This window comes from Stenotrophomonas sp. GW821-FHT02D01 (genome assembly GCF_059421765.1).
Window position 1 is genome coordinate 188,020 of the sequence record NZ_JBWKVP010000005.1, and the last position, 24,933, is coordinate 212,952.

The 24,933-nt window shown below is 67.2% G+C and carries 21 protein-coding genes; 12 read left to right on the top strand and 9 right to left on the bottom strand.

All coding sequences use genetic code 11. The features are described 5' to 3' along the window. The first annotated feature begins 91 nt into the window (after positions 1-91). Both AC07UW_RS12430 and AC07UW_RS12435 read left to right on the top strand, forming a co-directional pair. On the top strand, positions 92-673 hold the full coding sequence (locus AC07UW_RS12430) for an O-methyltransferase (protein WP_223497544.1): 582 nt from the start codon (positions 92-94) through the stop codon (positions 671-673). Positions 674-825: 152 nt separating this feature from the next. Further along, on the top strand, positions 826-1,569 hold the full coding sequence (locus AC07UW_RS12435; RefSeq protein ID WP_495212149.1) for a pseudouridine synthase: 744 nt from the start codon (positions 826-828) through the stop codon (positions 1,567-1,569). Between the two features lie 76 nt (positions 1,570-1,645). Here the strand turns inward: AC07UW_RS12435 and AC07UW_RS12440 are convergent, their stop codons facing one another. Beyond that, the gene (locus tag AC07UW_RS12440; RefSeq protein ID WP_312108682.1) at positions 1,646-2,164 is read right to left on the bottom strand and encodes a DUF2059 domain-containing protein; all 519 of its coding nucleotides are present in this window, start codon (positions 2,162-2,164) and stop codon (positions 1,646-1,648) included. Positions 2,165-2,298: 134 nt separating this feature from the next. Here AC07UW_RS12440 and arfB point away from each other — a divergent pair, with 134 nt between their 5' ends. The 3 genes from arfB to dcp all read left to right on the top strand — a co-directional run bounded on the left by arfB (position 2,299) and on the right by dcp (position 5,605). Next, complete coding sequence (gene arfB, locus AC07UW_RS12445; RefSeq protein WP_025875829.1) at positions 2,299-2,730, top strand: alternative ribosome rescue aminoacyl-tRNA hydrolase ArfB; 432 nt, start codon at positions 2,299-2,301, stop codon at positions 2,728-2,730. A 4-nt stretch (positions 2,731-2,734) separates the two neighbouring features. Next, the gene (locus AC07UW_RS12450) at positions 2,735-3,337 is read left to right on the top strand and encodes a lysophospholipid acyltransferase family protein (RefSeq protein ID WP_025875827.1); all 603 of its coding nucleotides are present in this window, start codon (positions 2,735-2,737) and stop codon (positions 3,335-3,337) included. Positions 3,338-3,448: 111 nt separating this feature from the next. After that, complete coding sequence (dcp, locus tag AC07UW_RS12455) at positions 3,449-5,605, top strand: peptidyl-dipeptidase Dcp (RefSeq protein WP_025875824.1); 2,157 nt, start codon at positions 3,449-3,451, stop codon at positions 5,603-5,605. 467 nt (positions 5,606-6,072) lie between these two features. Here dcp and AC07UW_RS12460 read toward each other — a convergent pair whose 3' ends face one another. Beyond that, on the bottom strand, positions 6,073-6,519 hold the full coding sequence (locus AC07UW_RS12460; RefSeq protein ID WP_025875822.1) for a hypothetical protein: 447 nt from the start codon (positions 6,517-6,519) through the stop codon (positions 6,073-6,075). 3 nt (positions 6,520-6,522) lie between these two features. Continuing rightward, on the bottom strand, positions 6,523-6,924 hold the full coding sequence (locus tag AC07UW_RS12465; protein ID WP_032978120.1) for a hypothetical protein: 402 nt from the start codon (positions 6,922-6,924) through the stop codon (positions 6,523-6,525). 233 nt (positions 6,925-7,157) lie between these two features. Here AC07UW_RS12465 and lepB point away from each other — a divergent pair, with 233 nt between their 5' ends. Both lepB and AC07UW_RS12475 read left to right on the top strand, forming a co-directional pair. After that, the gene (gene lepB, locus AC07UW_RS12470) at positions 7,158-7,784 is read left to right on the top strand and encodes a signal peptidase I (protein WP_025875818.1); all 627 of its coding nucleotides are present in this window, start codon (positions 7,158-7,160) and stop codon (positions 7,782-7,784) included. A gap of 120 nt (positions 7,785-7,904) precedes the next feature. Then, entirely contained in the window at positions 7,905-9,161 is a 1,257-nt protein-coding gene (locus tag AC07UW_RS12475; RefSeq protein ID WP_080150334.1) for an MFS transporter, read from the top strand. A 104-nt stretch (positions 9,162-9,265) separates the two neighbouring features. Here AC07UW_RS12475 and AC07UW_RS12480 read toward each other — a convergent pair whose 3' ends face one another. Beyond that, positions 9,266-10,174 (bottom strand): LysR family transcriptional regulator, encoded by a 909-nt coding sequence (locus tag AC07UW_RS12480; RefSeq protein WP_033832746.1) that lies wholly within the window; start codon positions 10,172-10,174, stop codon positions 9,266-9,268. Positions 10,175-10,496: 322 nt separating this feature from the next. Then, positions 10,497-11,465, bottom strand: coding sequence for a LysR family transcriptional regulator (locus tag AC07UW_RS12485; RefSeq protein WP_495212150.1), 969 nt, complete (start codon positions 11,463-11,465; stop codon positions 10,497-10,499). A gap of 109 nt (positions 11,466-11,574) precedes the next feature. Here AC07UW_RS12485 and aceB point away from each other — a divergent pair, with 109 nt between their 5' ends. The 4 genes from aceB (at position 11,575) to AC07UW_RS12505 (ending at position 18,489) form a co-directional block, all read left to right on the top strand. Continuing rightward, positions 11,575-13,197: a malate synthase A gene (gene aceB, locus AC07UW_RS12490; protein WP_394196915.1), complete on the top strand. Its 1,623-nt coding sequence runs from the start codon at positions 11,575-11,577 to the stop codon at positions 13,195-13,197. A 69-nt stretch (positions 13,198-13,266) separates the two neighbouring features. Then, complete coding sequence (aceA, locus tag AC07UW_RS12495) at positions 13,267-14,568, top strand: isocitrate lyase (protein ID WP_025875808.1); 1,302 nt, start codon at positions 13,267-13,269, stop codon at positions 14,566-14,568. A 366-nt stretch (positions 14,569-14,934) separates the two neighbouring features. After that, positions 14,935-15,975 (top strand): GGDEF domain-containing protein, encoded by a 1,041-nt coding sequence (locus AC07UW_RS12500; RefSeq protein ID WP_025875806.1) that lies wholly within the window; start codon positions 14,935-14,937, stop codon positions 15,973-15,975. Positions 15,976-15,990: 15 nt separating this feature from the next. Further along, complete coding sequence (locus tag AC07UW_RS12505) at positions 15,991-18,489, top strand: putative peptide modification system cyclase (protein ID WP_105163258.1); 2,499 nt, start codon at positions 15,991-15,993, stop codon at positions 18,487-18,489. Between the two features lie 7 nt (positions 18,490-18,496). Here the strand turns inward: AC07UW_RS12505 and AC07UW_RS12510 are convergent, their stop codons facing one another. Continuing rightward, complete coding sequence (locus AC07UW_RS12510; protein ID WP_080150340.1) at positions 18,497-18,781, bottom strand: NHLP-related RiPP peptide; 285 nt, start codon at positions 18,779-18,781, stop codon at positions 18,497-18,499. Between the two features lie 120 nt (positions 18,782-18,901). On the opposite strand from AC07UW_RS12510, the gene AC07UW_RS12515 reads away from it, so the two are divergent. Then, positions 18,902-20,065, top strand: a complete 1,164-nt coding sequence (locus tag AC07UW_RS12515) for a putative peptide maturation dehydrogenase (protein WP_223497473.1) — start codon at positions 18,902-18,904, stop codon at positions 20,063-20,065. A 25-nt stretch (positions 20,066-20,090) separates the two neighbouring features. Here AC07UW_RS12515 and AC07UW_RS12520 read toward each other — a convergent pair whose 3' ends face one another. From AC07UW_RS12520 to AC07UW_RS12530, 3 genes are read right to left on the bottom strand one after another with little or no spacing between them, the layout of a single operon-like run. After that, positions 20,091-22,073 (bottom strand): acetyl-CoA carboxylase biotin carboxylase subunit, encoded by a 1,983-nt coding sequence (locus AC07UW_RS12520; protein ID WP_223497474.1) that lies wholly within the window; start codon positions 22,071-22,073, stop codon positions 20,091-20,093. Between the two features lie 26 nt (positions 22,074-22,099). Continuing rightward, positions 22,100-23,710 carry a carboxyl transferase domain-containing protein gene (locus AC07UW_RS12525; RefSeq protein ID WP_032978141.1) on the bottom strand — a complete coding sequence of 537 codons (1,611 nt, stop codon included), beginning with the start codon at positions 23,708-23,710 and terminating at the stop codon, positions 22,100-22,102. 8 nt (positions 23,711-23,718) lie between these two features. Further along, positions 23,719-24,882 (bottom strand): isovaleryl-CoA dehydrogenase, encoded by a 1,164-nt coding sequence (locus tag AC07UW_RS12530; protein WP_025875795.1) that lies wholly within the window; start codon positions 24,880-24,882, stop codon positions 23,719-23,721. Positions 24,883-24,933 lie beyond the last annotated feature (51 nt).

A 24,933-nucleotide genomic window follows, 5' to 3' on the forward strand; every position in this document is an offset into this window, starting at 1 on the left:
TGCGCGGATACGGACACGCGCGGTGGAAGCAGCGAGAATGGCGCTGGCGCATCGCCATCCGGCGATTGCCCGTACCGCGGAGATCGAGCCGATGGACCTGGCTGCACTGAAGGATGAACTGGCCCGCTTCGGCACCAGCAACGATGCGCGCGAAACCGAGCGCGACCGCCGCATGCTCAACATCACCGCCGACACCGGTGAACTGCTGTCGGTGCTGGTGCGTTTCGGCAACGCACGGCGCGTGCTGGAGATCGGCACGTCCAATGGCTATTCCACGTTGTGGCTGGCCGAGGCCGCCGCTGCCATCGACGGCCACGTAACCACGCTGGAGTTCGCCGCCGACAAGGTGGCGATGGCCCGCACGAATTTCGCCCGCAGTGGATTGGGCGAGCGCATCAACCTGGTCCACGGTGATGCCGGGCAGTGGCTGACGCAGGCCGAGCAGGGCTGCATCGACCTGCTGTTCCTGGATTCGGATCGCCAGCAGTACGCAGGCTGGTGGCCGCAACTGCGTCGGGTACTGCGCCCCGGCGGCCTGCTGGTGGTCGACAACGCCACCTCGCATGCCGGTGAGATGGCGCCGCTGCGCGCCCTGCTGGCCGCCGACGCGGCGTTCACCACCAGCCTGGTGCCGGTGGGCAATGGCGAACTGCTGGCGCTGCGCAACACCTGAACGGGCGTCACCCTGGTAGCACGGGTCGCTGGCCTGGTGCGGTAGTGCCGGCCGCTGGCCGGCAACCGCAGTCATCGGGCGACCTCGACGTCGACGTTGCCGGCCAGCAGCCGGCACTACCCTATTCAGCGTGTCATCCGGATAATCGCGCGGTGAGCACCGAACCTGACACCCTCGCCGCGGTCGAGATTGAAACCGCGCCCCTGCAGCTGCTGCACCTGGATGAACGGCTGGCAGTGGTCAACAAGCCGGCCGGGCTGATGGTCCATGACAGCAAGCTGGCCCGTGGCGAAGATGATTTCCTCGCCGATCGCCTGCGCGAGCAGCTGGGCCGGCCGATCTTCCTGGTCCACCGCCTGGATCGCGCCACCAGCGGCTGCCTGTTGCTGGCCTTCGACCGTGATACGGCCAGTGCGCTGGGCAAGTCACTGATGGGCGGCGAGGTAAGCAAGGATTACCTGGCCGTCTGCCGTGGCTGGCCGGCCGAGGAGGCCTGGCAGGTCGACCACGACCTGGACGGCGGTCCCGGCAAGCCGGTGAAGAAGCCGGCGGTCACCGACTTCCAGCGCCTGGCTACCGGCGAACTGTCGATACCGGTGGGCGAGTTCACCAGCTCGCGCTATGCGCTGCTGCGCTGCCAGCCGCTGACCGGGCGCTTCCGGCAGATCCGCCGGCATCTGAAGCACCTGTCACATCACCTGATCGGCGATACCAGCCATGGTGATGGCCGGCACAACCGCAACTTCCGCATGCAGGGTGTGCACCGCATGCTGCTGCACGCCGAGCGGTTGCGCTTCCCGCATCCGGATGGCGGCACGGTGGACGTGCGCGCCCCGGTCGACGGTGAATTCCAGAAGGCGCTGGACCTGTTCGGTTGGCAGGTCGTCGACGCCTGAGGGTGGTGCCGGCCGCTGGCCGGCAACTGCGCGATTCCAGAAGTCCAGAGGTTGCCGGCCAGCGGCCGGCACTACCTCACTTCTTTTCCGGCTCGTTGACGATCGCTTCCAGATCCTTCTGCAGATCGGCGAACAGCGGCTGCATGCGCGTCTGGATCGCCACCATCACGTTCTGCATCAGCGCCGGGGTCTTGTCGAGCAGGCTCTGGCCGGCCGGGCTCTCGTAGAACTCGGCCATGGCCAGCACGTCTTCCTTGCTGAAGGTCTTCTTGTACAGGTCCACGTACATCGGCCGCAGCTGCTGCCACGACAGTGCCTGGCGCAGGGTCTGGCTGGTACGGGCCTGGATGCGCTGCAGCTGTTCCTGCTGCTGGGCGTTGAGCTTGCGCTGTGCGGCGACCTGCTGGAACTGCTGCTGCTGCATCGCTTCGATCTGCGGCAGCATGGTGTCGATCATGCTCTGCGCACGCGAGGCCGACAGCAGGCGGTTGATGTCGCCATCGGTGGGGGCTGCGGCCAGCACCGGTGCGCTTGCTGCGGCCAGCACCAGCAGCAGGGCCGCGCGGCGCAACAGGGAGGGAACGAAGCGGATCATGCGGAGCGTCCTGCAGTACACGGGATGGCAAGCATACCCCCGGCAAAGGCGAAGGCGGCGTGTTCGGTGCCTGATCGGCGGCATACGGGGCGTGATGGCAGCCACGGCAACGCGGCTGCCGCTACAATGCGCGGATGGGCAGTGGACCGGTCATCATCAGCGCGCAGCTTGAAATCCCCGACGGCGAGATCGTCGAGCGTTTCGTGCGTGCCAGTGGTGCCGGCGGCCAGAACGTCAACAAGGTCTCCACCGCGGTGGAACTGCGTTTCGACGTGGCCGGCTCGCCCTCGTTGCCCGAGCCGCTGCGCGAGCGCCTGTTGGCGCGGCGCGACCGGCGCATGACCGGCGAAGGCGTGCTGGTCATCGACGCGCAACGTTTCCGCACCCAGGATCGCAATCGCGAGGATGCGCGCGAGCGGCTGGCGGCCTTCATCCAGGCCGGGCTGAGCGTGCCCAAACCACGCAAGGCCACCAAGCCGACCTTCGGGTCGAAACTGCGTCGTCTGGACGCCAAACGCGGGCGCGCGCAGATCAAGCGCGGGCGCTCATCACGTGACTGGGAGTGATTGCTTGAACAACCCGACGCCGTTGCTGCCGGCCATTCCGCCGAACATGCCGCAGGTCAAGCCCAACCGTTTCCTGCGCTGGCTGGCGCGCTGCACGCTGCGCATGGGCGGCTGGAAAGTGACCGGTACGCTGCCGAACGTTCCCAGGCTGGTCTTCATCATCGCTCCGCATTCGTCCAACTGGGACGGGCTGTGGGGCATGGCCGCCAAGATCGCACTGGGCATGAAAGTGAAGGTGCTGGGCAAGGCCTCGCTGTTCTGGTGGCCACTGGGCCCGCTGCTGCACAAGCTGGGCGTGATCCCGCTGGATCGCAGCTCGCCGCAGGGCACTGTCGGCCAGGCCGTGGACCTGCTGCGCAACAACGAGAAGATGTGGTTCGCCATCACCCCCGAGGGCACCCGCAAGGCCGTGAAGGACTGGAAGGCCGGCTTCCTGAAGATTGCGCGGATGGCCGACGTGCCGATCCTGGCCGCGTATTTCCACTACCCGGAAAAGACCATCGGCATCGGCCCGCTGTTCACGCCGACCGGCGATGATGCCGCAGACATGGCGACCATCCGCGAGTTCTACCGGCCCTGGATCGGCAAGACCCGCGGCACGGTCTGAGCCGGCCGCCGCCGGCAGCGTAGACGCCACGTCCGGCACATGCCGGGCGCCCGTGACAGGAGTAGGGTGGACGGCTGCCATCCCGTACCGTCTGCCCAAGGAGCGTTTTACATGTCGCGTACCGTAGTCCTGGCCGCCGCCATCAGCCTGGCGCTGGCGGCCTGTTCCGGCAAGGAGTCCACCCCCGTGTCCGAAGCCCAGAATGCACCGGCCCAGCAGCCGGCCGAAGCCTCCACCAATCCGCTGCTGACCGCCAGCAGCCTGCCGTTCCAGGCACCGCCGTTCGACAAGATCAAGGACAGCGATTACCTGCCGGCCTTCGAAGAAGGCATGCGCCAGCATCTGGCCGACGTGCGCAAGATCGCCGACAGCGCCGAGCCGGCCACCTTCGACAACACCATCGTGGCGATGGAGCGCAGCGGCGAGACCCTGACCCGCGTGTCGCGCATCTTCTTCGGCCTGGTCCAGGCCGACACCAACGATGCCCGCCAGAAGATCCAGGAAGAAGTGGCGCCGAAGCTGGCCGCGCACCAGGACGAGATCAACCTCGATCCGAAGCTGTTCGCGCGCGTGAAGTCGCTGTACGACCAGCGCGAGACGCTGGGCCTGGATCCGGTGCAGAAGCGCCTGGTCGAGCACTACTACGACGGCCTGGTGCGCGCCGGCGCGCAGCTGTCCGACGCCGACAAGGCGAGCCTGCGCAAGCTCAACGTGGAAGAAACCACGCTGTCCACCCAGTTCCACACCCGCCTGGTGGCTGCGACCGCCGCTGCTGCGGTCGTGGTGGACGACAAGGCCAAGCTGGCCGGCCTGGACGAGGGCGCGGTCAACAATGCCGCCGCCGCCGCCAAGGACCGCAAGCTGGATGGCAAGTTCCTGCTGCCGCTGCAGAACACCACCCAGCAGCCGGTGCTCGGTTCGCTGACCGACCGCGACCAGCGCGCCGCCGTGCTGAAGGCTTCGGAAACCCGTGCCGAGCGTGGCGATGCCAACGATACCCGGCAGACCGTGCAGCGCCTGGCCCAGCTGCGTGCGCAGAAGGCCAAGCTGCTCGGCTTCGATACCTTCGCCGACTACCAGCTGGGCGACCAGATGGCCAAGACCCCGGCGGCCGCACTGAAGCTGCTGACCGACACCGTGCCTGCCGCCACCGCCAAGGCGCGTGCCGAAGCCGGTGAGATCCAGAAGGTGATCGACGCCCAGAAGGGTGGTTTCCAGGTGGCCGCCTCGGATTGGGATTTCTACGCCGAGCAGGTGCGCAAGGCCAAGTACGATCTGGACGAGTCGCAGATCAAGCCGTACTTCGAGCTGGACAACGTGCTGCAGAACGGCGTCTTCTACGCCGCCACTCAGCTGTACGGCATCACCTTCAAGCCGCGCACCGACATTCCGACCTACAACCCGGACATGAAGGTGTACGAAGTGTTCGACAAGGACGGCACCTCGCTGGCCCTGTTCTACACCGACTACTTCAAGCGTGACAGCAAGTCCGGTGGCGCCTGGATGGACGTGTTCGTCGAACAGGACGGCCTGACCGGTGCCAAGCCGGTGGTCTACAACGTCTGCAACTTCACCAAGCCGGCCGCTGGCCAGCCTGCGCTGATCAGCTTCGACGACGTCACCACGATGTTCCATGAGTTCGGCCATGCACTGCACGGCATGTTCTCGAACGTGAAGTACCCGTCGATCGCCGGCACCGCCACCTCGCGCGATTTCGTCGAGTTCCCGTCGCAGTTCAACGAGCACTGGGCGCTGGACCCGAAGGTGTTCGCCAACTACGCCAAGCACTACAAGACCGGCGAAGCGATGCCGCAGGAACTGGTCGACAAGATCCTCAAGGCGCGCAGCTTCAACCAGGGCTATGCGACCACCGAGTACCTGTCGGCGGCACTGCTCGACCTGGCCTGGCACACGCAGAAGGCCGATGCCCCGCTGCAGGACGTCGGCGCCTTCGAAGCGAGCGCGCTGAAGAAGTTCAAGGTCGACCTGCCGCAGGTGCCGCCGCGTTACCGCACCACCTACTTCGACCACATCTGGGGTGGCGGTTACTCGGCCGGCTACTACGCCTACTTCTGGGCGGAAGTGCTGGACCATGACGCCTACCAGTGGTTCACCGAACACGGTGGCCTGACCGCCGCCAACGGCCAGGAATTCCGCGACAAGATCCTCTCGCGCGGCAACAGCGTGGAGCTGTCGACCCTGTACCGCGATTTCCGCGGCAAGGACCCGTCGGTGGAGCCGCTGCTGAAGTTCCGCGGCCTGAAGTAAGCGCGGCCTGAAGTACGAAAGAAAAAACGGCGGGGGCAACCCCGCCGTTTTTCGTTGTGTCGCTCATCCACGCATGGCGTGGATCCATGTGTCGACCAAGGTCGACACCCACCAAGAGCAGGCCATCCCATTCCGACAGGTCGCGGAAATCTGTCGAAGGCGGGGCGGGTCCGGTTGCGGGGGCGTGAGCGCCATGGGCCCGAGGCATGCCTCGGGCGGGTTGGGCAGGACGCCCAACCCCGGTCTTGCCGTGTGCGCAGGACAGCGCACACGAGCAAGGCGCGATCGAGCTTACATGGACGTACTTGCAGCGTCCCCCGCAACCGGACCCACCCCGCCATCCCACGCAATGCCAGCCTCTGCTGTTGCTGTTGCTGTTGCTGTTGTTGTTGTTGAGGTTGAGGTTGAGGTTGAGGTTGCCGGCCAGCGGCCGGCACTACCCCCGGGTGCCGGCCGCAGCCCGGCCATCACGTCCCTACATGCACCCGGTTCGCCTGCTCGGCCAACCCCAGGTGATCCAGCGCGATATCCAGCGCCAGTACATAGCTCTGCGCGCCGTACCCGGCGGCGATGCCCAGGCGCTGGCCAACACCGGCCGGCAGGCACGGCTCGGCCACGGCGCCATCGTCATGCACTTCCACGTACGCGTTGTGCAGGTAGGGCAGCAGCCGCTGCAGGCGCAGGCTGTCGGCACATGCGCCCGGATCCAGCAGCGTCACCTCGCCACGGCTGTGGTCGGCCACGCGCAGCGCGTCCAGCAGTTCCTGCTCCGAACCGCAGGCGCGGATCGCCACGCTGGTGCCCGCATCGATCGCACGGTGCACCAGTGATTTCAGTACCGGCGCCGGCAGCGGCGCGGCGGTGCGGATCAACGCGCCCGCCGCTTCCGGGCCACGGATGATGAAGATCGACATGGCTCAGCCCTCCCGTGCCAGGCGACGGCTGACGATGGCCAATGACAGCGGATAACCCGCCTGCTGGCTGCGCTGGTCGACCACCACGGCGGCCGGGCCGTGCTGCAGGCGCAGGCGCGCCTCCAGACCGGGCTGGTGCGGCGACTGCAGTTCGATGTACTCCGCCGGCAGACCGTCCAGCGCCGCCTGCAGCGCACCGCCCTCGGCACACCATTGCGCCTCGTCGGCGACGCCGACATCAAGCAGCACCCAGTCCGCGGTGCGCGCCTGCGGCTGGCACAGACACTGGCGCACATCGGCCAGGCTGGCGCAGTCGGTGCACAGCACCGGATGGCCGGACAACTCGGCCGGCAGCAGCGGACGCGGCACCGACGGCGACGCATGCCGGATCACCAGGAGGGTCATACAACACCTTGCGCAAAGCGCCCTGCGGCGCGGTAGGCACACGATGCGCGTGGGAGCCGTAAAGGTGCGATGCCCAGTGCCCGGCCCGGGCGTAAAACCTTCATAACGTCCGGCCGGAATGCACCCGGTGGCTGCCGACCGTTGATCGGCACGGGCATGGAGACCGGCATGATGCGCGGGAACCTCACGCCTGCCCTTGCGGTCTGATACCCACCCACCACCCGGAGCCTGACATGGATGCTGTAGCCCGTCCGCCGTTCCCAGAGCGCGCGCTCACCTGGCTGAAGAAGGAGGCACTGCCGCTGCTGGTGATGCTGGGCCTGCTCGCTGCCGCCCGCGACACCCTCGCCAACCACTACGTCGTGCCCAGCGGTTCGATGCAGCCGACGCTGCAACCGGGTGACCGGGTGGTGGTGGACATGCGCGCCTACGGCCTGCGCCTGCCGTTCACCAGCCAGGAGCTGCTGGCTACTGGCACGCCGCAGCGGGGTGAGGTGGCGGTGTTCGATTCGCCGGCCGATGGCACCCGCCTGATCAAGCGCGTCGCCGCCGTGGCCGGCGACCACGTGCAGCTGCGCGATGGCCACCTGAGCATCAACGGCCAGCCGCTGCAGATCGCCGACCTGGCCGACACCGAAGCTTTCGGAGAGCGCCGCGCCAGCCTCGATCTGGACAGCGGCGGTGGCCCGGACATCGCGGATCTGCAGGTGCCCGCCGGCAAGGTGCTGGTGCTGGGCGACCATCGTGGCAACAGCTTCGACGGTCGCTTCTTCGGCTTCGTCGATGCGGACAAGATCTATGGCCGCGCAGTGGCGGTGTACTACCGCCGTGGCGACGGCTTCGAGTGGCAGCGGCTGTAAGCTTGTCGATATGCCAGAAGTATCAATCATGACCTATCAAGTTATGGATCGACTGGATGGACGGGCCTAGTCTGGGACCCGTCCCCTCCAATCCGGCCGCCCCCACGGCCCACCGCTCCCATGACTGGCGATACCCCGGCGGCCCTCGCCGACCGTCCCCGTACTGACGACGCTCCCGTCGACACCCGCATCCAGCAGGGAACGCCGGCCTTCCGCCGCACCGCCTTGGCGCTGTTCCTGGCTGGCTTTTCGACCTTCGGCCTGCTGTACACGGTGCAGCCACTGCTGCCCGAGTTCAGTCGCCACTTCGGTGTGTCTGCTGCCGGCAGCGCGATGTCGCTGTCGCTGACCACCGGCACCCTGGCCGTGGCCATGCTGCTGGCGGGCCTGCTGTCCGATGCGGTCGGCCGGCGCCCGCTGATGATCGTTGCGTTGCTGGCCTCGGCCACGCTGTCGCTGTGCACCGCACTGGTCGACGACTGGGCCACCCTGCTGGTGCTGCGCACCCTGCTGGGGCTGGCGTTGAGCGGCGTGCCGGCGGTGGCGATGACCTACCTGGTGGAAGAGATGGACAGCCGCGCGCTGGGCCTGGCGATGGGCCTGTACATCGGCGGCAACGCCATCGGTGGCATGAGCGGGCGCCTGCTGGCCGGCATCATCGCCGACCACTGGGGCTGGCGCTGGGGTATCGGCGTGGTCTCAATCATCGCCATGGCCAGCACCGTGCTGCTGTGGCTGCAGCTGCCGCCGTCGCGCCACTTCCAGGCCAGTCGCAGTGGCCTGCGCCAGCTGCCCGCGCGCTGGCGCACGCTGTTCGCCGATCCCGGCCTGCCGTGGCTGTTCGCCACCTCGTTCGTGCTGATGGGTGTGTTCGTCACCCTCTACAACTACCTCGGCTATCACCTGCTGGCGCCGCCGTACCACCTCAGCCAGACCGTGGTCGGGTTGATCTTCAGCGTGTATCTGGTCGGCACCTTCAGTTCGGCGTGGATGGGGCAGCAGGCCACGCGCCATGGGCGCGGTCGCATCCTGGCGATCTCCTTCGGCCTGATCGCCGCCGGCATCGTGCTGCTGGCGATGCCGTGGCTGCCGGCGATGGCAGTGGGCATCGCGCTGGTGACCTTCGGTTTCTTCGGTGGCCATTCGGTGGCCAGCAGCTGGGTCGGCAGTCGTGCTGGTTCGATGCGTGCGGAAGCGTCGGCGCTGTACCTGTTTGCCTATTACCTGGGCTCGAGCGTGCTGGGCGGCGTGGGTGGTCTGGCCTATGCCGCGTGGGACTGGCTGGGCGTGTGCGCATTCGCCGCGCTGCTGACCCTGATCGGAGGTGGCATCGTGTGGGCGCTGCAGCAGCGCGCGCCGCAGCCGGTGACCGCCTGACTTCCTGCAAAGGGTAGTGCCGGCCGCTGGCCGGCAACCTCGTGACCTGCGCAAGCATCGTGCAGTTGCCGGCCAGCGGCCGGCACTACCGGGCACCGGTCGGGTCAGCTTTCCGCAAACGCCTCGCGCAGCAGCCCGGCGAAATTGCGGATCAACGGTGTCACCCCCTCGCGGCGCCACGCCAACTGCACTTCCGAATGCGCGCCGGCATCGGCCAGCGGCACGAAGCGCGCACCTTCCACCCGGATGTGGTCGCACGACGAAGGCAGGATCGCCGCACCCAGTCCCGCAGCGGCCAGGCTGATCAGCGTTGAAGCCTCACCGGCTTCCTGCACGATGCGCGGGGTGAAACCCGCTGCCGCGCACAGCGCGATCATGTGGTCATGGATGCCCGCCCCGGCGCTGCGGCGGAACGCCACGAACGGTTCCTGCGCCAGATCACGCAACGCCAGCGTGCCGCCTTTCGACAGGCGACGCAGGGCAGGGTGGTCGGCATGCACGATCAACGCCAGTGGATCGACGAACAGGCTGTGCGCCACCAGCTCGGCCGGCAGCGTGCGCTTGCGGATGATCCCCACATCCAGGCTGCCATCGAGCAGCGCATCGATCTGCTGCAGGGTGTTCATCTCGCTCAACTGCAGCCGCACCTGCGGATACTGCTGGCGGTACTGCAGGATCGAACGCGGAATCTGCGGTGACAGCGGCGTGGCCCGGGTCAGGCCGATACGCAGCTCACCCTGCTCGCCACGCTGCGCGCGCTGCACTTCATCCACCGCCGATTCCACCTGCTGCACGATGCTGCGCGCACGTTCCTGCAGCAGTTCCCCTGCAGCGGTCAGCTGCACACGCCGATGGCTGCGCACGAACAGGCGCGCACCGATCAGTTCCTCCAGCTGCCGGATCTGCTGGCTGAGCGGCGGCTGCGACATCCCCAACCGCTCGGCCGCCTGGCCGAAGTGCAGCGTATCGGCAACGGCAAGGAAGTAGCGCAGGTGGCGGAGTTCGATGGACATGGCCTCAGTCTATCCAGCCCGAAGCCGGGAATCGTCATCCACGCATGGCGTGGATCAACCGTGTCGACCAAGGTCGACACCCACCAAGAGCAGCAGCTACCAACAGCAGCAGAAATCTGTCGAAGGCGGGGTGGGTCCAGTTGCGGGGGTGTCCGCGGCATGGATGCCGCGGCCAAGCCCCCAGGGATGGGTTCACGGCGTCCCCCGCAACTGGACCCACCCCGCCATCCACGGAATCCCCGCTGTTGCCTTTGACGTTGCCGTTGCCTCTGCCGTTGCCGTTGATTCGGCAGGTGCAGGGCGCAGCCCTGCCGACAACCCCTCACCGCTCCGAATGCCCGCTCTGGTCGTAATCGCGCGGGCTGAACAGCTCCGGCTGGATCAGCTCGATAAACGCCCGCGCCTGCGCCGACAGCGCCTTGCCGCGTCGCACGATCACCCCGTAACTCCGCTCCGGGAACCAGCGCTTCATCGACCGTGCGGCCAACCGTTCGCGGTCGGCATCGTTCAGGCACAGCGCCGGCACGATGGAAATACCCATGCCCATCGCCACGTACTGCTTGATCACTTCCCAGCCGCCCACCTCCAGCGCAACGGTGTAGGCGATGCGGTGACGCTGGAACACCTGGTCCACCAGCCGGTAGGTGATCTGCCGTTTCGGCGGCAGCACCAGCGGGTAACGGGCGATGTCGGCCAGTTCCAGCTCGCCACCGCTGGCCAGCGGATGGTCATGCGGGGCGATCAGCACCTGTTCGAAACGGTAGGCCGGCGCATAGCTGAGGTCGGCCGGTACATCGGTCATCGAGCCGATCGCCAGGTCGGCGGCATCCTCGCGCAGCAGGTCGGTGCCGTCGGCGCTGATGGCGTTGTGCAGGGTCAGGCGTACGTCGGGGTAATGCTGGCGGAAGCGTTCGACGATCTTCGGCAGCAGGTACAGGATGGTCGAGCTGTTGGCAGCGATGTTCAGCTCGCCCGCGTCCAGCCCGCGCACCTTGTCGCGGAAGCGCGCTTCCAGGCCGTCCAGGCTCTCTACCAGCGGCTGCGCCATTTCATACAGCAGCTGGCCCTCGCGACTGGGCACCAGGCGCCGGCCGCTGCGCTCGAACAGCGGTACCCCCAGCTCACGCTCCAGCGCCTGCAACTGCAGGCTGATGGCCGGTTGGCTGACGAAAAGTGCCTCAGCCGCCCGTGAGACTGAGCCCAGGCGCACCGTCTGGCAGAACGCGCGCAGCGGCTTCAGCCGATCGGATTTGTAGGAAAAACGAGGACTTGGCGGGGGGCGCGTGGTCATGGCGTCACAAGTATTAGCACAAGTTATGTAAAGCATTGCAAAAACTGTTTTGCCAAATACAGGGCTGCGGCCGCACGGTGGAGTCGTTCCCCCACGCTGGAGTTCTGCCATGTCCGCCGTCGCTTCCGCTGTTCCCTCCACCGCCGCCAAGGCCACGCCGGGCATCGCCCTGGCGACCCAGGTGGCGGGCCAGGCCACCGTGCTGCCGGCGCCGTTGCTGGCCCTGCTGGTGTCCCTGCACCGGGCAGTGGAACCCGGCCGGCAGGCGCGGCTGCAGGCCCGTCGCGAGCGCCAGGCGTTCTTCGACCAGGGCGGCCTGCCGGACTTCCGCCAGGACACCACCGCGATCCGCAGCGGTGACTGGACGGTGGCGCCGCTGCCGGCCGCGCTGCAGGACCGTCGCGTCGAGATCACCGGCCCGACCGACCCGAAGATGGTCATCAACGCGCTGAATTCCGGCGCCAAGGTGTTCATGGCTGACTTCGAGGATTCGACCTCGCCGACCTGGCGCAACCTGCTGGCCGGTCAGCAGTCGCTGGCCGCTGCGGTGCGCGGCGACCTGCAGTACACCGCACCCAATGGCAAGCACTACGCGCTGCGCCCTTATGAGGAGCAGGCGGTGCTGATCGTGCGTCCGCGCGGCTGGCACCTGGACGAAAAGCATGTGCGCGTGGATGGCCAGTTCCTCGCCGGCGGCCTGTTCGATGCGGCGGTGTTTGCCTTCCACAATGCGCGCGCGCTGCAGTCCAGGGACCGTGGTCCGTACTTCTACCTGCCGAAGCTGCAGAGCATGGAAGAGGCGGCGCTGTGGGAAACCGCGCTGTCGCACATCGAAGGCATGCTCGGCCTGCCGCACGGCCAGATCAAGGTGACCGTGCTGATAGAAACGCTGCCGGCAGTGTTCGAGATGGATGAGATCCTGCACGCCCTGCGCGATCGCATCGTCGGCCTCAACTGCGGGCGCTGGGATTACATCTTCTCGTACCTGAAGACCTTCCGCCGCCACGCTGACCGCGTGCTGCCCGAGCGTGGCCAGGTGACCATGACCCAGCCGTTCCTGAAGGCGTATTCGGAACTGCTGATCCAGACCTGCCATCGCCGCGGTGCACACGCGATGGGCGGCATGGCCGCGCAGATTCCGATCAACAACGATGCCGCCGCCAACGAGCAGGCGATGGCGCGGGTGCGTGCCGACAAGCTGCGCGAAGTGACTGCTGGCCACGACGGCACGTGGGTCGCCCATCCGGCGCTGATTCCGGTGGCGATGGCAATCTTCGACGAGCACATGCCCACGCCCAACCAGCACCACGTGCTGCGCCAGGATGTGCGCGTGGGTCGCGATGAACTGATCGCGCGGCCGCCGGGCACGATCACCCGCGCTGGCTTCGAAGGCAATGTCGAAGTCTGCGTGCGCTACCTGGCCGCATGGCTGGATGGCAACGGCTGCGTGCCGATCCACCACCTGATGGAGGACGCGGCCACCGCCGAAATCAGCCGCAGCCAGCTGTGGCAGTGGCTGCACACCCCGGGCCAGCAACTGGACGACGGCACCGCGATTGATCTGGCACTGCTCGATACCACGCTGGCGCAGCTGCCCGCGCGCCTTGGCGATACCTCGGCGCTGCCCGGTGGCGGCCGCATCGAAGAAGCCATCACCCTGCTGGCCGAGTTGAGCCGCAGCAACGAACTGACCGACTTCCTGACCCTGCCGGCGTACGCGCGCATCGACTGACCGCTGCATGCCGGTTTTCCCGCCGCTTCCTTCCCCGCTGCATCCGCACGAACCGAACTGGAGATAGACATGAGCACGCTGCCCACTGCCGAACAGATCCAGCACGACTGGGACACCAATCCGCGCTGGGAAGGCATCCAGCGCAACTACAGCGCCGCCGACGTGGTGCGCCTGCGTGGCACCGTCCATATCGAGCATTCGCTGGCCCGGCTGGGCGCGGAAAAGCTGTGGAAGTCGCTGCATGAGCGCGACTTCGTCAACGCGCTCGGCGCGCTGACCGGCAACCAGGCCATGCAGCAGGTGAAGGCCGGGCTGAAGGCGATCTACCTGTCCGGCTGGCAGGTGGCGGCCGATGCCAACCTGGCCGGGCAGATGTACCCGGACCAGTCGTTGTACCCGGCCGATTCGGTGCCGGCGGTGGTCAAGCGCATCAACAACACGCTGCTGCGTGCCGACCAGCTGCACCATGCCGAAGGCAAGGATGACATCGACTTCCTGCAGCCGATCGTGGCCGACGCCGAAGCCGGTTTCGGCGGTGTGCTCAACGCCTTCGAGCTGATGAAGGCGATGATCGAAGCCGGTGCTGCCGGCGTGCACTTCGAAGACCAGCTGGCCTCGGTGAAGAAGTGCGGACACATGGGTGGCAAGGTGCTGGTGCCGACCCGCGAGGCGATCGAGAAGCTCAACGCCGCGCGCCTGGCCGCCGACGTGCTGGGCGTGCCGACCCTGCTGGTGGCGCGTACCGACGCCGAGGCGGCTGATCTGCTGACCAGCGACATCGATGGCAACGACAAGCCATTCGCCACCGGCGAGCGCACCGTGGAGGGCTTCTACAAGACCCGCAACGGCCTGGACCAGGCCATCAGCCGCGGCCTGGCCTACGCACCGTATGCCGACCTGGTGTGGTGCGAGACCGGCAAGCCGGACCTGGAATTCGCGCGGAAGTTCGCCGAGGCAATCCATGCGAAGTTCCCGGGCAAGCTGCTGGCCTACAACTGCTCGCCCAGCTTCAACTGGAAGAAGAACCTGGACGACGCCACAATCGCCAGGTTCCAGAAGGAGCTGGGCAGCTACGGCTACAAGTTCCAGTTCATCACCCTGGCCGGTTTCCACGCGCTGAACTACGGCATGTTCAATCTGGCCCACGGCTATGCGCGCCGGCAGATGAGCGCGTTCGTGGAGCTGCAGGAAGCCGAGTTCGAAGCGGCCGAGCGCGGCTTCACCGCGGTCAAGCACCAGCGCGAGGTCGGCACCGGCTACTTCGATGCGGTGACCCAGGCGATCCAGCAGGGGCAGTCCTCGACCACCGCGCTGACCGGTTCGACCGAGGAAGAGCAGTTCCATGGCGAGCGCAGCGAACGGGCTGCGTGATCCGGTCATGCCGGCCGCTGGCCGGCAACCTTCTGTGTTCCCGCAGTCCTTGATGCTGTCGGCCAGCAGCCGGCACGACCAGGGCTCGGACTGATCAGGGTGGCCAGGGAAGGGCCAGACGACGCCGTCAGATCGGGGGATCTGCCGGCGTTGTTGTATCTGCGGCTGCTGCGACAATCGGCGTCGCGGTCACCGCAAGTTATTGATATTGCTTGTCTTCTCCCCGCGCTCAACAGGTATGAACAGGCAACTCTGTGGCATGCAGGGCGGGGCACCGCGTCTTCACAAAAATGAGAAGCGGCGCACAGTTTGATTCACTGATATGCTCCGCGGCTCACCAGGGGACGCTGGCGGCGGGTGCAGGGAATGACCGGCAGGGGTGCGGCCGAGAACATCGACACGACAACCGGTATCGCCAAGGTGGCGATGGCCGAGATCGTGCATGCGCTGCTTTCCGACGAAGAGGTCGCCCTGTTTGCCCGGTTTGCCCAGCCCTGCCGGCTGCAGGCGGGCCAGTGGCTGTTCCACCGCGGTCATCGCGGCGAGTGCATGTACATCATCCTGGAAGGCCTGATCGAGCTGGATTTCGGCGAGGACCTGGTGCTCAAGACACTCGGCCGGCATGAGTTCTTCGGTGAGCTCGGCCTGTTGATGGGCGACCATCCGCGCAGCGCCAGCGCGCGGGTGATGGCCGACTGCCACGTGCTGGAGCTGGGACCGGCTGATTTCCATCGCCTGGTCGAGTCCGACCCGGGGCTGGTGGCCTACTTCCTGCGGCGCACGATCCTGCGTGTGCTGACCAACGAGCAGGCCCTGATCAGCCAGCTGCGGCGGCGCAACCATGACCTGGAAGCCGCGCTGGACAACCTGTACATCACCACCCACCAGCTGACGCACACGCGTGAGCTGGTGCGCACCGACGAACTGACCGGCCTGCACAACCGCCGTGGCCTGGCCCTGTTCCTGCAGGAATGCCGCACGCAGGAAGAGGGGCCGCCGCAGGCGCTGCTGCTGATCGATTGCGACCGTTTCAAGCAGATCAACGACCGCCACGGCCACCAGGCCGGCGACCGGGTGCTGCAGAGCATGGGCAACATCCTGCGCTCGATGGCCGGCGAACATGACCTGGCCTGCCGCCTGGGCGGCGACGAGTTCTGCCTGATCCTGCGCCGGGCCAATGTCGAGATCGTGCAGCACGCGGCTGAATTCATCCTCAGCGCGGTGCACGGCCTGCTCGAGCGCAGCCATGGTACCCCGCACGTCAGCCTGGCCAGCATCGGTGCCAGCCTGCTGGCCCCTGACGCGGACTGGAGCGAGTGGTACGCTCGCGCCGATCGTGCGCTGTACCAAGCCAAGCGCGCAGGCGGCAACTGCCTGCGGTGGGCCAATGGCCCGGATGGACACTGAGCGGAGATCCTGGCGATGAATGGCGACAACGGAACGTCGGCCCCGCATAACGCCCAGCTGCGGGCGCTGCTGTTCACCGACCTGTGTGATTCGCTGCAACTGGTGGAGCGTATCGGCGATGTCGCCGCAGCCGAATTCTTCCAGCAGCATGACCGCCTGGTGCTGGGGCTGCAGCAGCACTGGAACGGCCAGCTGATCGACCGGTCCGATGGATTGTTCGTTCTTTTCGAGCGTCCCATCGATGGCATCGGTTTCGCCATTTCCTACCAGAACGCGGTCGACGCGATGGGCCACGAGCGCGGCATCGTGCTGCGTGCGCGCGCCGGCCTGCACGTGGGCGATGTGCTGTTGTGGGACAACAGTGCCGAGGCCGTTGCCCACGGCGCAAAGCCGGTGGAGGTCGAGGGTCTGGCCAAGCCGATGGCCGCGCGTTTGATGCAGCTGGCGTGGCCTGGGCAGGTGCTGCTGTCCTCAGCGGCCGAACAGATGGCGCGGCGGGCCGGCAGCGAGCTGCCCTGGACTGCGGACGAACTGCGTTGGAAGGACCATGGGCTCTGGCGGTTCAAGGGCATCGGCGAACGCCAGCAGGTGTTCGAAGTAGGCATCCGTGGCCGCGCGCCGCTGCGCCGACCGCGTTCGGGGGACAAGGCCTGGCGTGATCTGCCGCTGTGGCGTCGCCCCGCCGCGTTGTTCACCGAGGCGACACTGGCGGTGGTGCTGGCCGTGGTGATGTGGACGCTGCTGCGGCCGGCGCCGGCGATCGCGTTCGCCGAGCGCGACTGGGTGATCCTGGCGGCGGTCAGCAACAGCACGGCCTACCCGCAGCTGGATTCCAGCCTGGAACAGGCGCTCTACATCAGCCTGGGCCAGTCGCGCTTCGTCAACATCCTCAGTGAACTGAAGGTGCGTGACACCCTGCAGCTGATGCAGCGCCCGGCCAATGCGCGGCTGGATCGCGCACTGGCGATCGAGGTTGCGCTGCGCGATGGCGCGCGTGCGGTGCTGATGCCCACCGTGCTTGAGCTCAACGGCAAGGTACGGGTGGGCGTGGAGGTCGTGGACCCACGTACTGGGCAGACGGTGTACACGCATTTCGCCGATGGCAATGGCCTGGATTCGATCCTGGCCTCCACCGACACCGTGGTGAAGGCGCTGCGCAGCGACCTGGGTGAGGCGCTGCACGATGTCAGCCGCGAGCAGAAACCCCTGCCCACAGTGGCTACCGCCAATCTCGATGCATTGCATGCATACGCCAAAGGCAGCGATGCGCTGGCGCAGGAGCGTTTCGATGAAGCGCTGCTGTTCTTCCAGCAGGCGACCCGCCTGGATCCCCAGTTCACCTTTGCCTACATCGGGCAGATGCGGCTGCAGTACGCCATGGGCAACGTGTCGGCGGCCGGCGAACTGTACCGCCAGGCGGTGTCGGGGCGGACGCGGTTGAGTGCGCGCGACCAGCTGTATCTGGACGCCTGGGGTGCGGACTTCAGTGGCGCTCCCCCGCAGCGCAGTGCGGAAAAGTGGCGGATGCTGACCCAGCTGTATCCAGATGATCCGGCCGGCTGGATGAATCACGCCATGGCCCTGTTTGCCTATGGCGACTATGACGGCGCGCTTGCCGACATGATGCCGCTGCTGGAACGCCATCAGACACACCGTGCGCTGGTGCTGTCCTTTGTTGGCCGCACCCAGCTTGCGCGTGGCGAGGTCAAGGCCGCCGTCGCTGCGTTCAAGGAAGCAGGCGCGCTGCCGAACTGGCACGGCGACATGCTGGAGGCGGTCGCGCTGCTGCTGGATGGCGAGGCACAGAAGGCGCACGAGCGCAGTGAAGCCATCACCTCGCGCGGGCTCGGCGCGCGGATGGAGTACAGCGGCCTGCTCGCCCTGCAGGGTCGGGCCAACGATGCGGCCGCTGAGATGACCCAGGCCGTAGCGCAGTGTGGCGAAGTGCCGGAGCTGTGCGACATCCTGGCCCTGCAGTCGCTGGCGTGGACTGCACAGGCCGGCGGCAGCGGGTCCCGGCTGCAGTACGCACGGTTGCTGGACCGCACCCTGGCGGCGGTCGATGAGGGTGTCGGCGCTGCGCCGCGTCATCGCGCTTTCATTGCGCTGTCGGTGGCCTACCACCTGCAGCGCGCCGGGCTGGACGCCGAGCTGCGCTCGCGCCGGCCGGCACTGCAGGCGTTGGTTGAACGCAGTACCGACCCCCGGCTGCAGGAACTGTGGTTGCTGCTTCGCGCGCGCGGCGAGCTGGATGCCGGGAATGCGGAGGCCGCTTCGGCACTGCTGAAGCCACTGGCCAACGGCACGCTGTACCAGTGGCATGTGCTGCAGCTGGATATCGATCGCGCCCTCGGCCGCGATCAGGCGGTGCAGCGCCGGGAACGCTGGTTGCGCCAGCGCACCGGCCTGGCCTTCGCCGAAGACGCCGGTGCTCTGGTCCTGCTGCCATTGAATGTGGCCGATGCGCGCCGGCTGGCCGATGCGGCCAGCGCGCAGCAGGCAGGAATACCCTGAGGGCGGATCAGTCCTGCAGCCCCTTCAGGCCGCTTTCGAACATGAAGGGCACCTTGAACGGTCCGGTCACGGCCAAGCGCTCGCTCAACAGCGTCGCCGCCCGGGCAAATTCTTCCTTGCCGCCCAGCGAGTCCAGCGGCGTGTTGCACGCACCAACGCTGTCAGCATCTGCGCCCAGCGCAATCAGTGCCTTGGCCGGGTCGGCAGCGAAGGCGCTGCGGAAGGCATCGTCGCTGGACAGCTGCTTGAGCAGGGTCTGGACCACTTCGGGGGAGAGAGGAGAACGGGACATGGTTCACTACCGGCAGGGAGGGGAAAAAAACAGTATCGGCTGCGCGCAGGGGGAATTGATGGTGAGTATCCGGCACCACGCTATGATCGCCGGCCTACCTTGCTCCCGGATGCGCATCGAATGAACTTCCGTCGCTGCAGGACGATGATCGTCGAACCGCTGGAGCGGGCGCATTTCGACCTGGATGCGCTGCTTGCCGGCGGCAGTGGCGTGGGCTTCGAACGATCCCTGCAGGTGCGGGCAGCGCATCTGCCGACGCCGCGCACGGTTGATGCGGTCAGCTGCCTGTGGCTGCTCCAGTGCAGCGCGGAGCAGTGGCAGCCGCTACCGGCAGAGCCGAAGGCACGGCAACGCGTGCTGGCGCTGCTGGAGCAGGGGCTGCTGGTCAGCGACGATCCGGTGCATGCCGAGGCAGCAGCAGTCGAACAGCAGGTACGTGACAGCCAGTGGTGGCCGCTGTCGGCGTTGCACTACCAGCACTCGCGCTGGGACGGTGTGGACAGTGTCGGCGACATGGAACGCAGCCAGTTGATGACCGCGCAGGACCTGGTGCGCAGCTTCGGCCCGCCGCCCGCCGAAGCACCGGTCCGCCGGCCCGGCGCACGGTCCTTGCCACGCTGTGACGAGGACCCGATGCAGGCGCAGCTGCAGGCACGTGCAACTTGCCGCAACTTCGACGCTGCACGCGCCATGCCGTTGCCGATGCTGGCCCGGCTGCTGCAGCAGGTGCTGATGGCACAGGCGCAGGTGGAAACCGAACCCGGTGTGCGCTTCCTGAAGAAGAACATTCCGTCTGCCGGCAGTCTGCATCCAGTGGAAGCGTATGTGGTGGCGCGCAATGTGGAGGGATTGCCTTCGGGCCTCTACCACTACCATGCCACCGCACACGAACTGGGCCCCATGCCAGTGCAGCCCGGCGACCTGGACAGCTTCTGCCAGCGCCTGCTGGCCGGGCAGCATTGGTTCGCCAACGCACCGGTGCAGCTGATACTGGCGTGCCGCTTCGAGCGCATGTTCTGGAAGTATCGCGGCCACGCCAAGGCCTACCGCGCGATCACCCTGGATGCCGGCCATGTATCGCAAGCGATCTACAGCGCGGCAACCGCGCAGGGGTTGGGCGCATTCGTCACCGCAGCGATCAACGAGGCCGAGGCCGAGCGGGCACTGGGCCTGCTGCCGATGGCCGAAGGCGTACTGGCGGTCTGTGGCTTTGGCTGGCGTGCAGCCGAGCGGGTGACGGCCGAACTTGATCCGCTTGGCCAGGTGTGGCCGGCCGCGCGTTGATCGACAACGCGCGGCCCACCCCCCATCACGCTGCTTCGAAATCCACCAGCACCGCGCCGTCGCCCACCTGGTCGCCGGCCTTGGCCCGATAGCCCTTCACCGTGCCATCGGCCGGTGCCTGCAGGGTGTGCTCCATCTTCATCGCTTCCAGCACCACCAGCGGCGTGCCGCGCTTGACCTGCGTGCCCGCCGCCACCAGCGTTGCGACGATCCTGCCGGGCATCGGTGCCAGCAGGCTGCCGGCATCGGCGCTGGACTGCTCGGATTCGCCCACCGGGTCGTGCAGGGTGAAGCGGTGCTGGCCATCGCTGGCGAACAGGTACAGCTGATCGCCGTCGCGCTGCAGCTGCAGCCGCCAGCGACGCTCGTCCATCTGCACCGACAGGGTCTGGCCATCGGCATGGCCGACGACCTGTTTCGGCGCGGCGTCACCGCACTGCACGCGCCAGCCATCGGCGGTGGTCCACACCTTCAGCGTGTGTGCCCGCTCTCCCTGCTGCAGCGGCACTAAGCGCGCGGCAGGCACGCCCAGCCGCCAGCCATCTTGTGCCTGCCACGGTGAATGCGGGTCGCGTGCATCGGCGGCAGCGGCAGGTGTGCTTGCTACGGCGGCGATCGCTGCCAGTTCCCACAGCGCCTGCTCACCGTCACCGGTGACCGCCAGTGCGGCCTGCTCGCGCTCGATCAGCGCGGTATCCAGCTTGGCGTTGGCGAACGAATCGGTCTGCACCAGGCGCCGCAGGAAACCGGCATTGGTGGTTACGCCCACCACCTGGCAGTCGGCCAGGGCCTGGCTCATGCGCCGCAGCGCGGCGTCGCGGTCCACGTCCCAGACGATCAGTTTGGCGATCATCGGGTCGTAGTACGGGGTGATGCTGTCGCCTTCTTCCACACCGGTGTCCACCCGCACGTTGGCCGACGGGGTCGGCAGGCGCAGGCGGCGCAGGGTGCCGGTGGAGGGCAGGAAGCCACGATCGGCATCTTCGGCGTACAAGCGCGCTTCGAGGGCATGGCCGTGGATGGCCAGTTCGTCCTGGCGCTTGGGCAGCGGCTGGCCAGCGGCCACGCGCAGCTGCCACTCCACCAGGTCGGTGCCGGTGATGAACTCGGTGACCGGGTGTTCGACCTGCAGGCGGGTGTTCATTTCCATGAAGTAGAAATCGCCGTCCGGGCCGGCGATGAACTCCACCGTGCCGGCACCGACGTAGCCCACAGCGCGCGCGGCATCGACGGCGGCCTTGCCCATCGCGGCGCGGCGGTCGGCGCTCATGCCCGGGGCCGGCGCTTCTTCCAGCACCTTCTGGTGGCGGCGCTGCACCGAGCAGTCGCGCTCGAACAGATACACCGCCTCGCCCTGGCCACCGCCGAATACCTGGATTTCGATATGGCGCGGGCGCTCGACATACTTCTCGACCAGCACGTGGTCGTTGCCGAACGCCGAGGCCGCCTCGCGCTGGCAGCTGGCCAGCGCATCGAGGAAGTCCTCGCTGCGCTCGACCTTGCGCATGCCCTTGCCGCCGCCGCCGGCGCTGGCCTTGATCAGCACCGGATAGCCGATGCCGTCGGCCTGGGTACGCAGGAATTCCGGCGCCTGCTGGTCGCCGTGGTAGCCCGGCGTCAACGGCACGCCGGCCTTGGCCATCAGTGCCTTGGCTGCACTCTTGTCGCCCATCGCGCGGATCGCACTGGCCGGCGGACCGATGAAGGCGATGCCGGCCGCCACGCAGGCGTCGGCGAAGTCGGCGTTCTCGGACAGGAAGCCGTAGCCGGGATGGATGGCCTGCGCGCCGCTGCGGCGTGCGGCGTCGAGGATGGCATCGCTGCGCAGGTAGCTCTCGCGCGCGGCCGCCGGGCCGATGTGGATGGCTTCGTCGGCCAGCCGCACGTGGCGCGCATTGCGGTCGGCATCGGAATACACCGCCACGGTGGCGATGCCGAGGCGGCGGCAGGTGGCGATGACGCGGCAGGCGATCTCGCCGCGGTTGGCGATCAGGACTTTGCTGAACATGGCAACAGACTCGGTCATGGCACAGGTCACATGCGGAACACGCCGAAGCGCGTCTGCTGCGGGGGAGCGTTGAGGCTGGCCGAAAGGGCCAGGGCCAGTACCCGACGGGTATCGACCGGATCGATCACGCCGTCGTCCCACAGGCGCGCACTGGCGTAGTACGGGTGGCCCTGCTGCTCGAACTGGTCGCGGATCGGTGCCTTGAACGCATCCTCTTCCTCGCCTGGCCACTGCCCGCCCTTGGCTTCGATGCCATCACGCTTGACCGTGGCCAGCACGCTGGCGGCCTGTTCGCCGCCCATCACGCCGATGCGTGCGTTCGGCCACATCCACAGGAAGTTGGGCGAGTACGCGCGGCCGCACATGCCGTAGTTGCCGGCACCGAACGAACCACCGATCACCACGGTGAACTTGGGTACCTTGGCGCAGGCCACCGCCATGACCAGCTTGGCCCCGTCCTTGGCGATGCCACCCTGTTCGTACTTGCGGCCGACCATGAAGCCGGTGATGTTCTGCAGGAACACCAGCGGAATGTTGCGCTGGGTGCACAGCTCGATGAAGTGCGCGCCCTTCAGCGCGGACTCGGAGAACAGGATGCCGTTGTTGGCGATGATGCCGATCGGATAGCCGTGCAGATGGGCGAAGCCGGTGACCAGCGTTGCGCCATAGCGCGGCTTGAACTCGTCAAAGCGCGAGCCGTCGACCAGTCGCGCGATCACTTCGCGCACGTCGTAGGGCTTGCGCGTATCGGCCGGGATCACCCCGTACAGTTCGTGCGCCGGCAGCAGCGGTTCTTCCACCGGCTGCAGTGCCATCGCGGCTTCGGGCTTGCGCCAGTTGAGCTGGGCGATGATCGCGCGCACCCGTGCCAACGCCTGCAGGTCGTTGTCGGCCATGTGGTCGGCCACGCCGGAAATGCGCGTGTGCACGTCGGCACCGCCCAGTTCTTCGGCCGTCACCACTTCACCGGTGGCCGCCTTCACCAGCGGCGGGCCACCGAGGAAGATGGTGCCCTGCTCGCGCACGATCACCGTCTCGTCGCTCATCGCCGGCACATAGGCACCACCGGCGGTGCAGCTGCCCATCACGCAGGCGATCTGCGGGATGCCCTGCGCGGAGAGATTGGCCTGGTTGTAGAAGATGCGGCCGAAATGGTCGCGGTCCGGGAACACCTCGTCCTGCAGCGGCAGGAAAGCACCACCGGAATCGACCAGGTAGATGCACGGCAGGTGGTTCTGCTCGGCGATCTCCTGCGCGCGCAGGTGTTTCTTAACTGTCACCGGGTAATAGGTGCCGCCCTTGACCGTGGCATCGTTGGCCACGATCACGCACTCCACGCCGCTCACCCGGCCAATGCCTGCGACCACGCCGGCGGCGGGCACGGCATCGTCATACATGCCGTGTGCGGCCAGCGGTGCGATCTCCAGGAATGCGCTGCCCGGGTCGAGCAGCGCGTCGATGCGGTCACGCACCAGCAGCTTGCCGCGTGCGGTGTGCTTGGCGCGCGCCGCCTCGCTGCCGCCCAGGGCGGTGCGGGCGAGGGTGGCGTGCAGGTCGTCGACCACGGCCTGCATCGCCGCGCGGTTGCTTTCAAACGTTTCGCTGCCCGGTTGCAGCTGGCTGCCTAGGATGCTCATGGGGTGCCTTACAGGGTGCGCTGGAACAGTTCGCGGCCGATCAGCATGCGGCGGATCTCCGAGGTGCCGGCGCCGATTTCATACAGCTTGGCGTCGCGCCACAAGCGGCCGGTCGGATATTCATTGATGTAGCCGTTGCCGCCAAGGATCTGGATCGCCTGGCCGGTCAGCCACGTTGCCTTCTCGGCGGCGTACAGGATCGCGCCGGCCGCATCCTGGCGGGTGGTACGGCCCTGGTCGCAGGCGCGCGCCACGGCATACACATAGGCGCGGCAGGCACCAAGGCCCACGTACATGTCGGCGATCTTGGCCTGGATCAGCTGGAAGCTGCCGATCGGCTCACCGAACTGGTGGCGTTCGTGCACGTACGGCATGACCACGTCCATGGCTGCAGCCATCAGGCCCAGCGGGCCGCCGGACAGCACCACGCGCTCGTAGTCCAGGCCGGACATCAGCACGCGCACCCCGCCGCCGACCGCCCCCAGCACGTTTTCTTCGGGAATCTCGCAATCCTGGAACACCAGTTCGCAGGTGGGCGAGGAGCGCATGCCCAGCTTGTCCAGCTTCTGCGCGGTGGAGAAGCCCTTCATGCCCTTCTCGACCAGGAACGCGGTGATGCCCTTGGCGCCGGCTTCGACATCGGTCTTGGCGTACACCACCAGCACGTCGGCGTCGGGGCCGTTGGTGATCCACATCTTGTTGCCGTTGAGCACGTAGCGGTCGCCGCGCTTGTCCGCGCGCAGCTTCATCGACACCACGTCCGAACCCGCCCCCGGTTCGCTCATCGCCAGCGCGCCGACCTTGGCGCCGCTGCACAGGTCCGGCAGGAAGCGCTGCTTCTGCGCTTCGGTGCCGTTCTTGCGCAGCTGGTTCACGCACAGGTTCGAGTGCGCGCCGTAGGACAGGGCGATGCCGCCGGAGGCGCGGGAGATTTCTTCCATCGCCACCACGTGGGCCAGGTAGCCCATGCCGGTGCCGCCGTATTCTTCTTCCACGGTCAGGCCCAGCAGGCCCTGTTCGCCCAACTTGGGCCATAGTGCCAACGGGAACTGGTTGGTTGCATCGGCCTCGGCCGCGAGCGGCGCGATCTCGGCAGCGGCAAAATGGGCCACGCTCTGGCGCAGCAGGTCGATATCTTCGCCGAGGTCGAAGTTCAGGGATGGCACGTGCATTGCGATGGCTCCACGAGGGAAGGTGGGGAATGGACGCACCCGGAAGGGGAA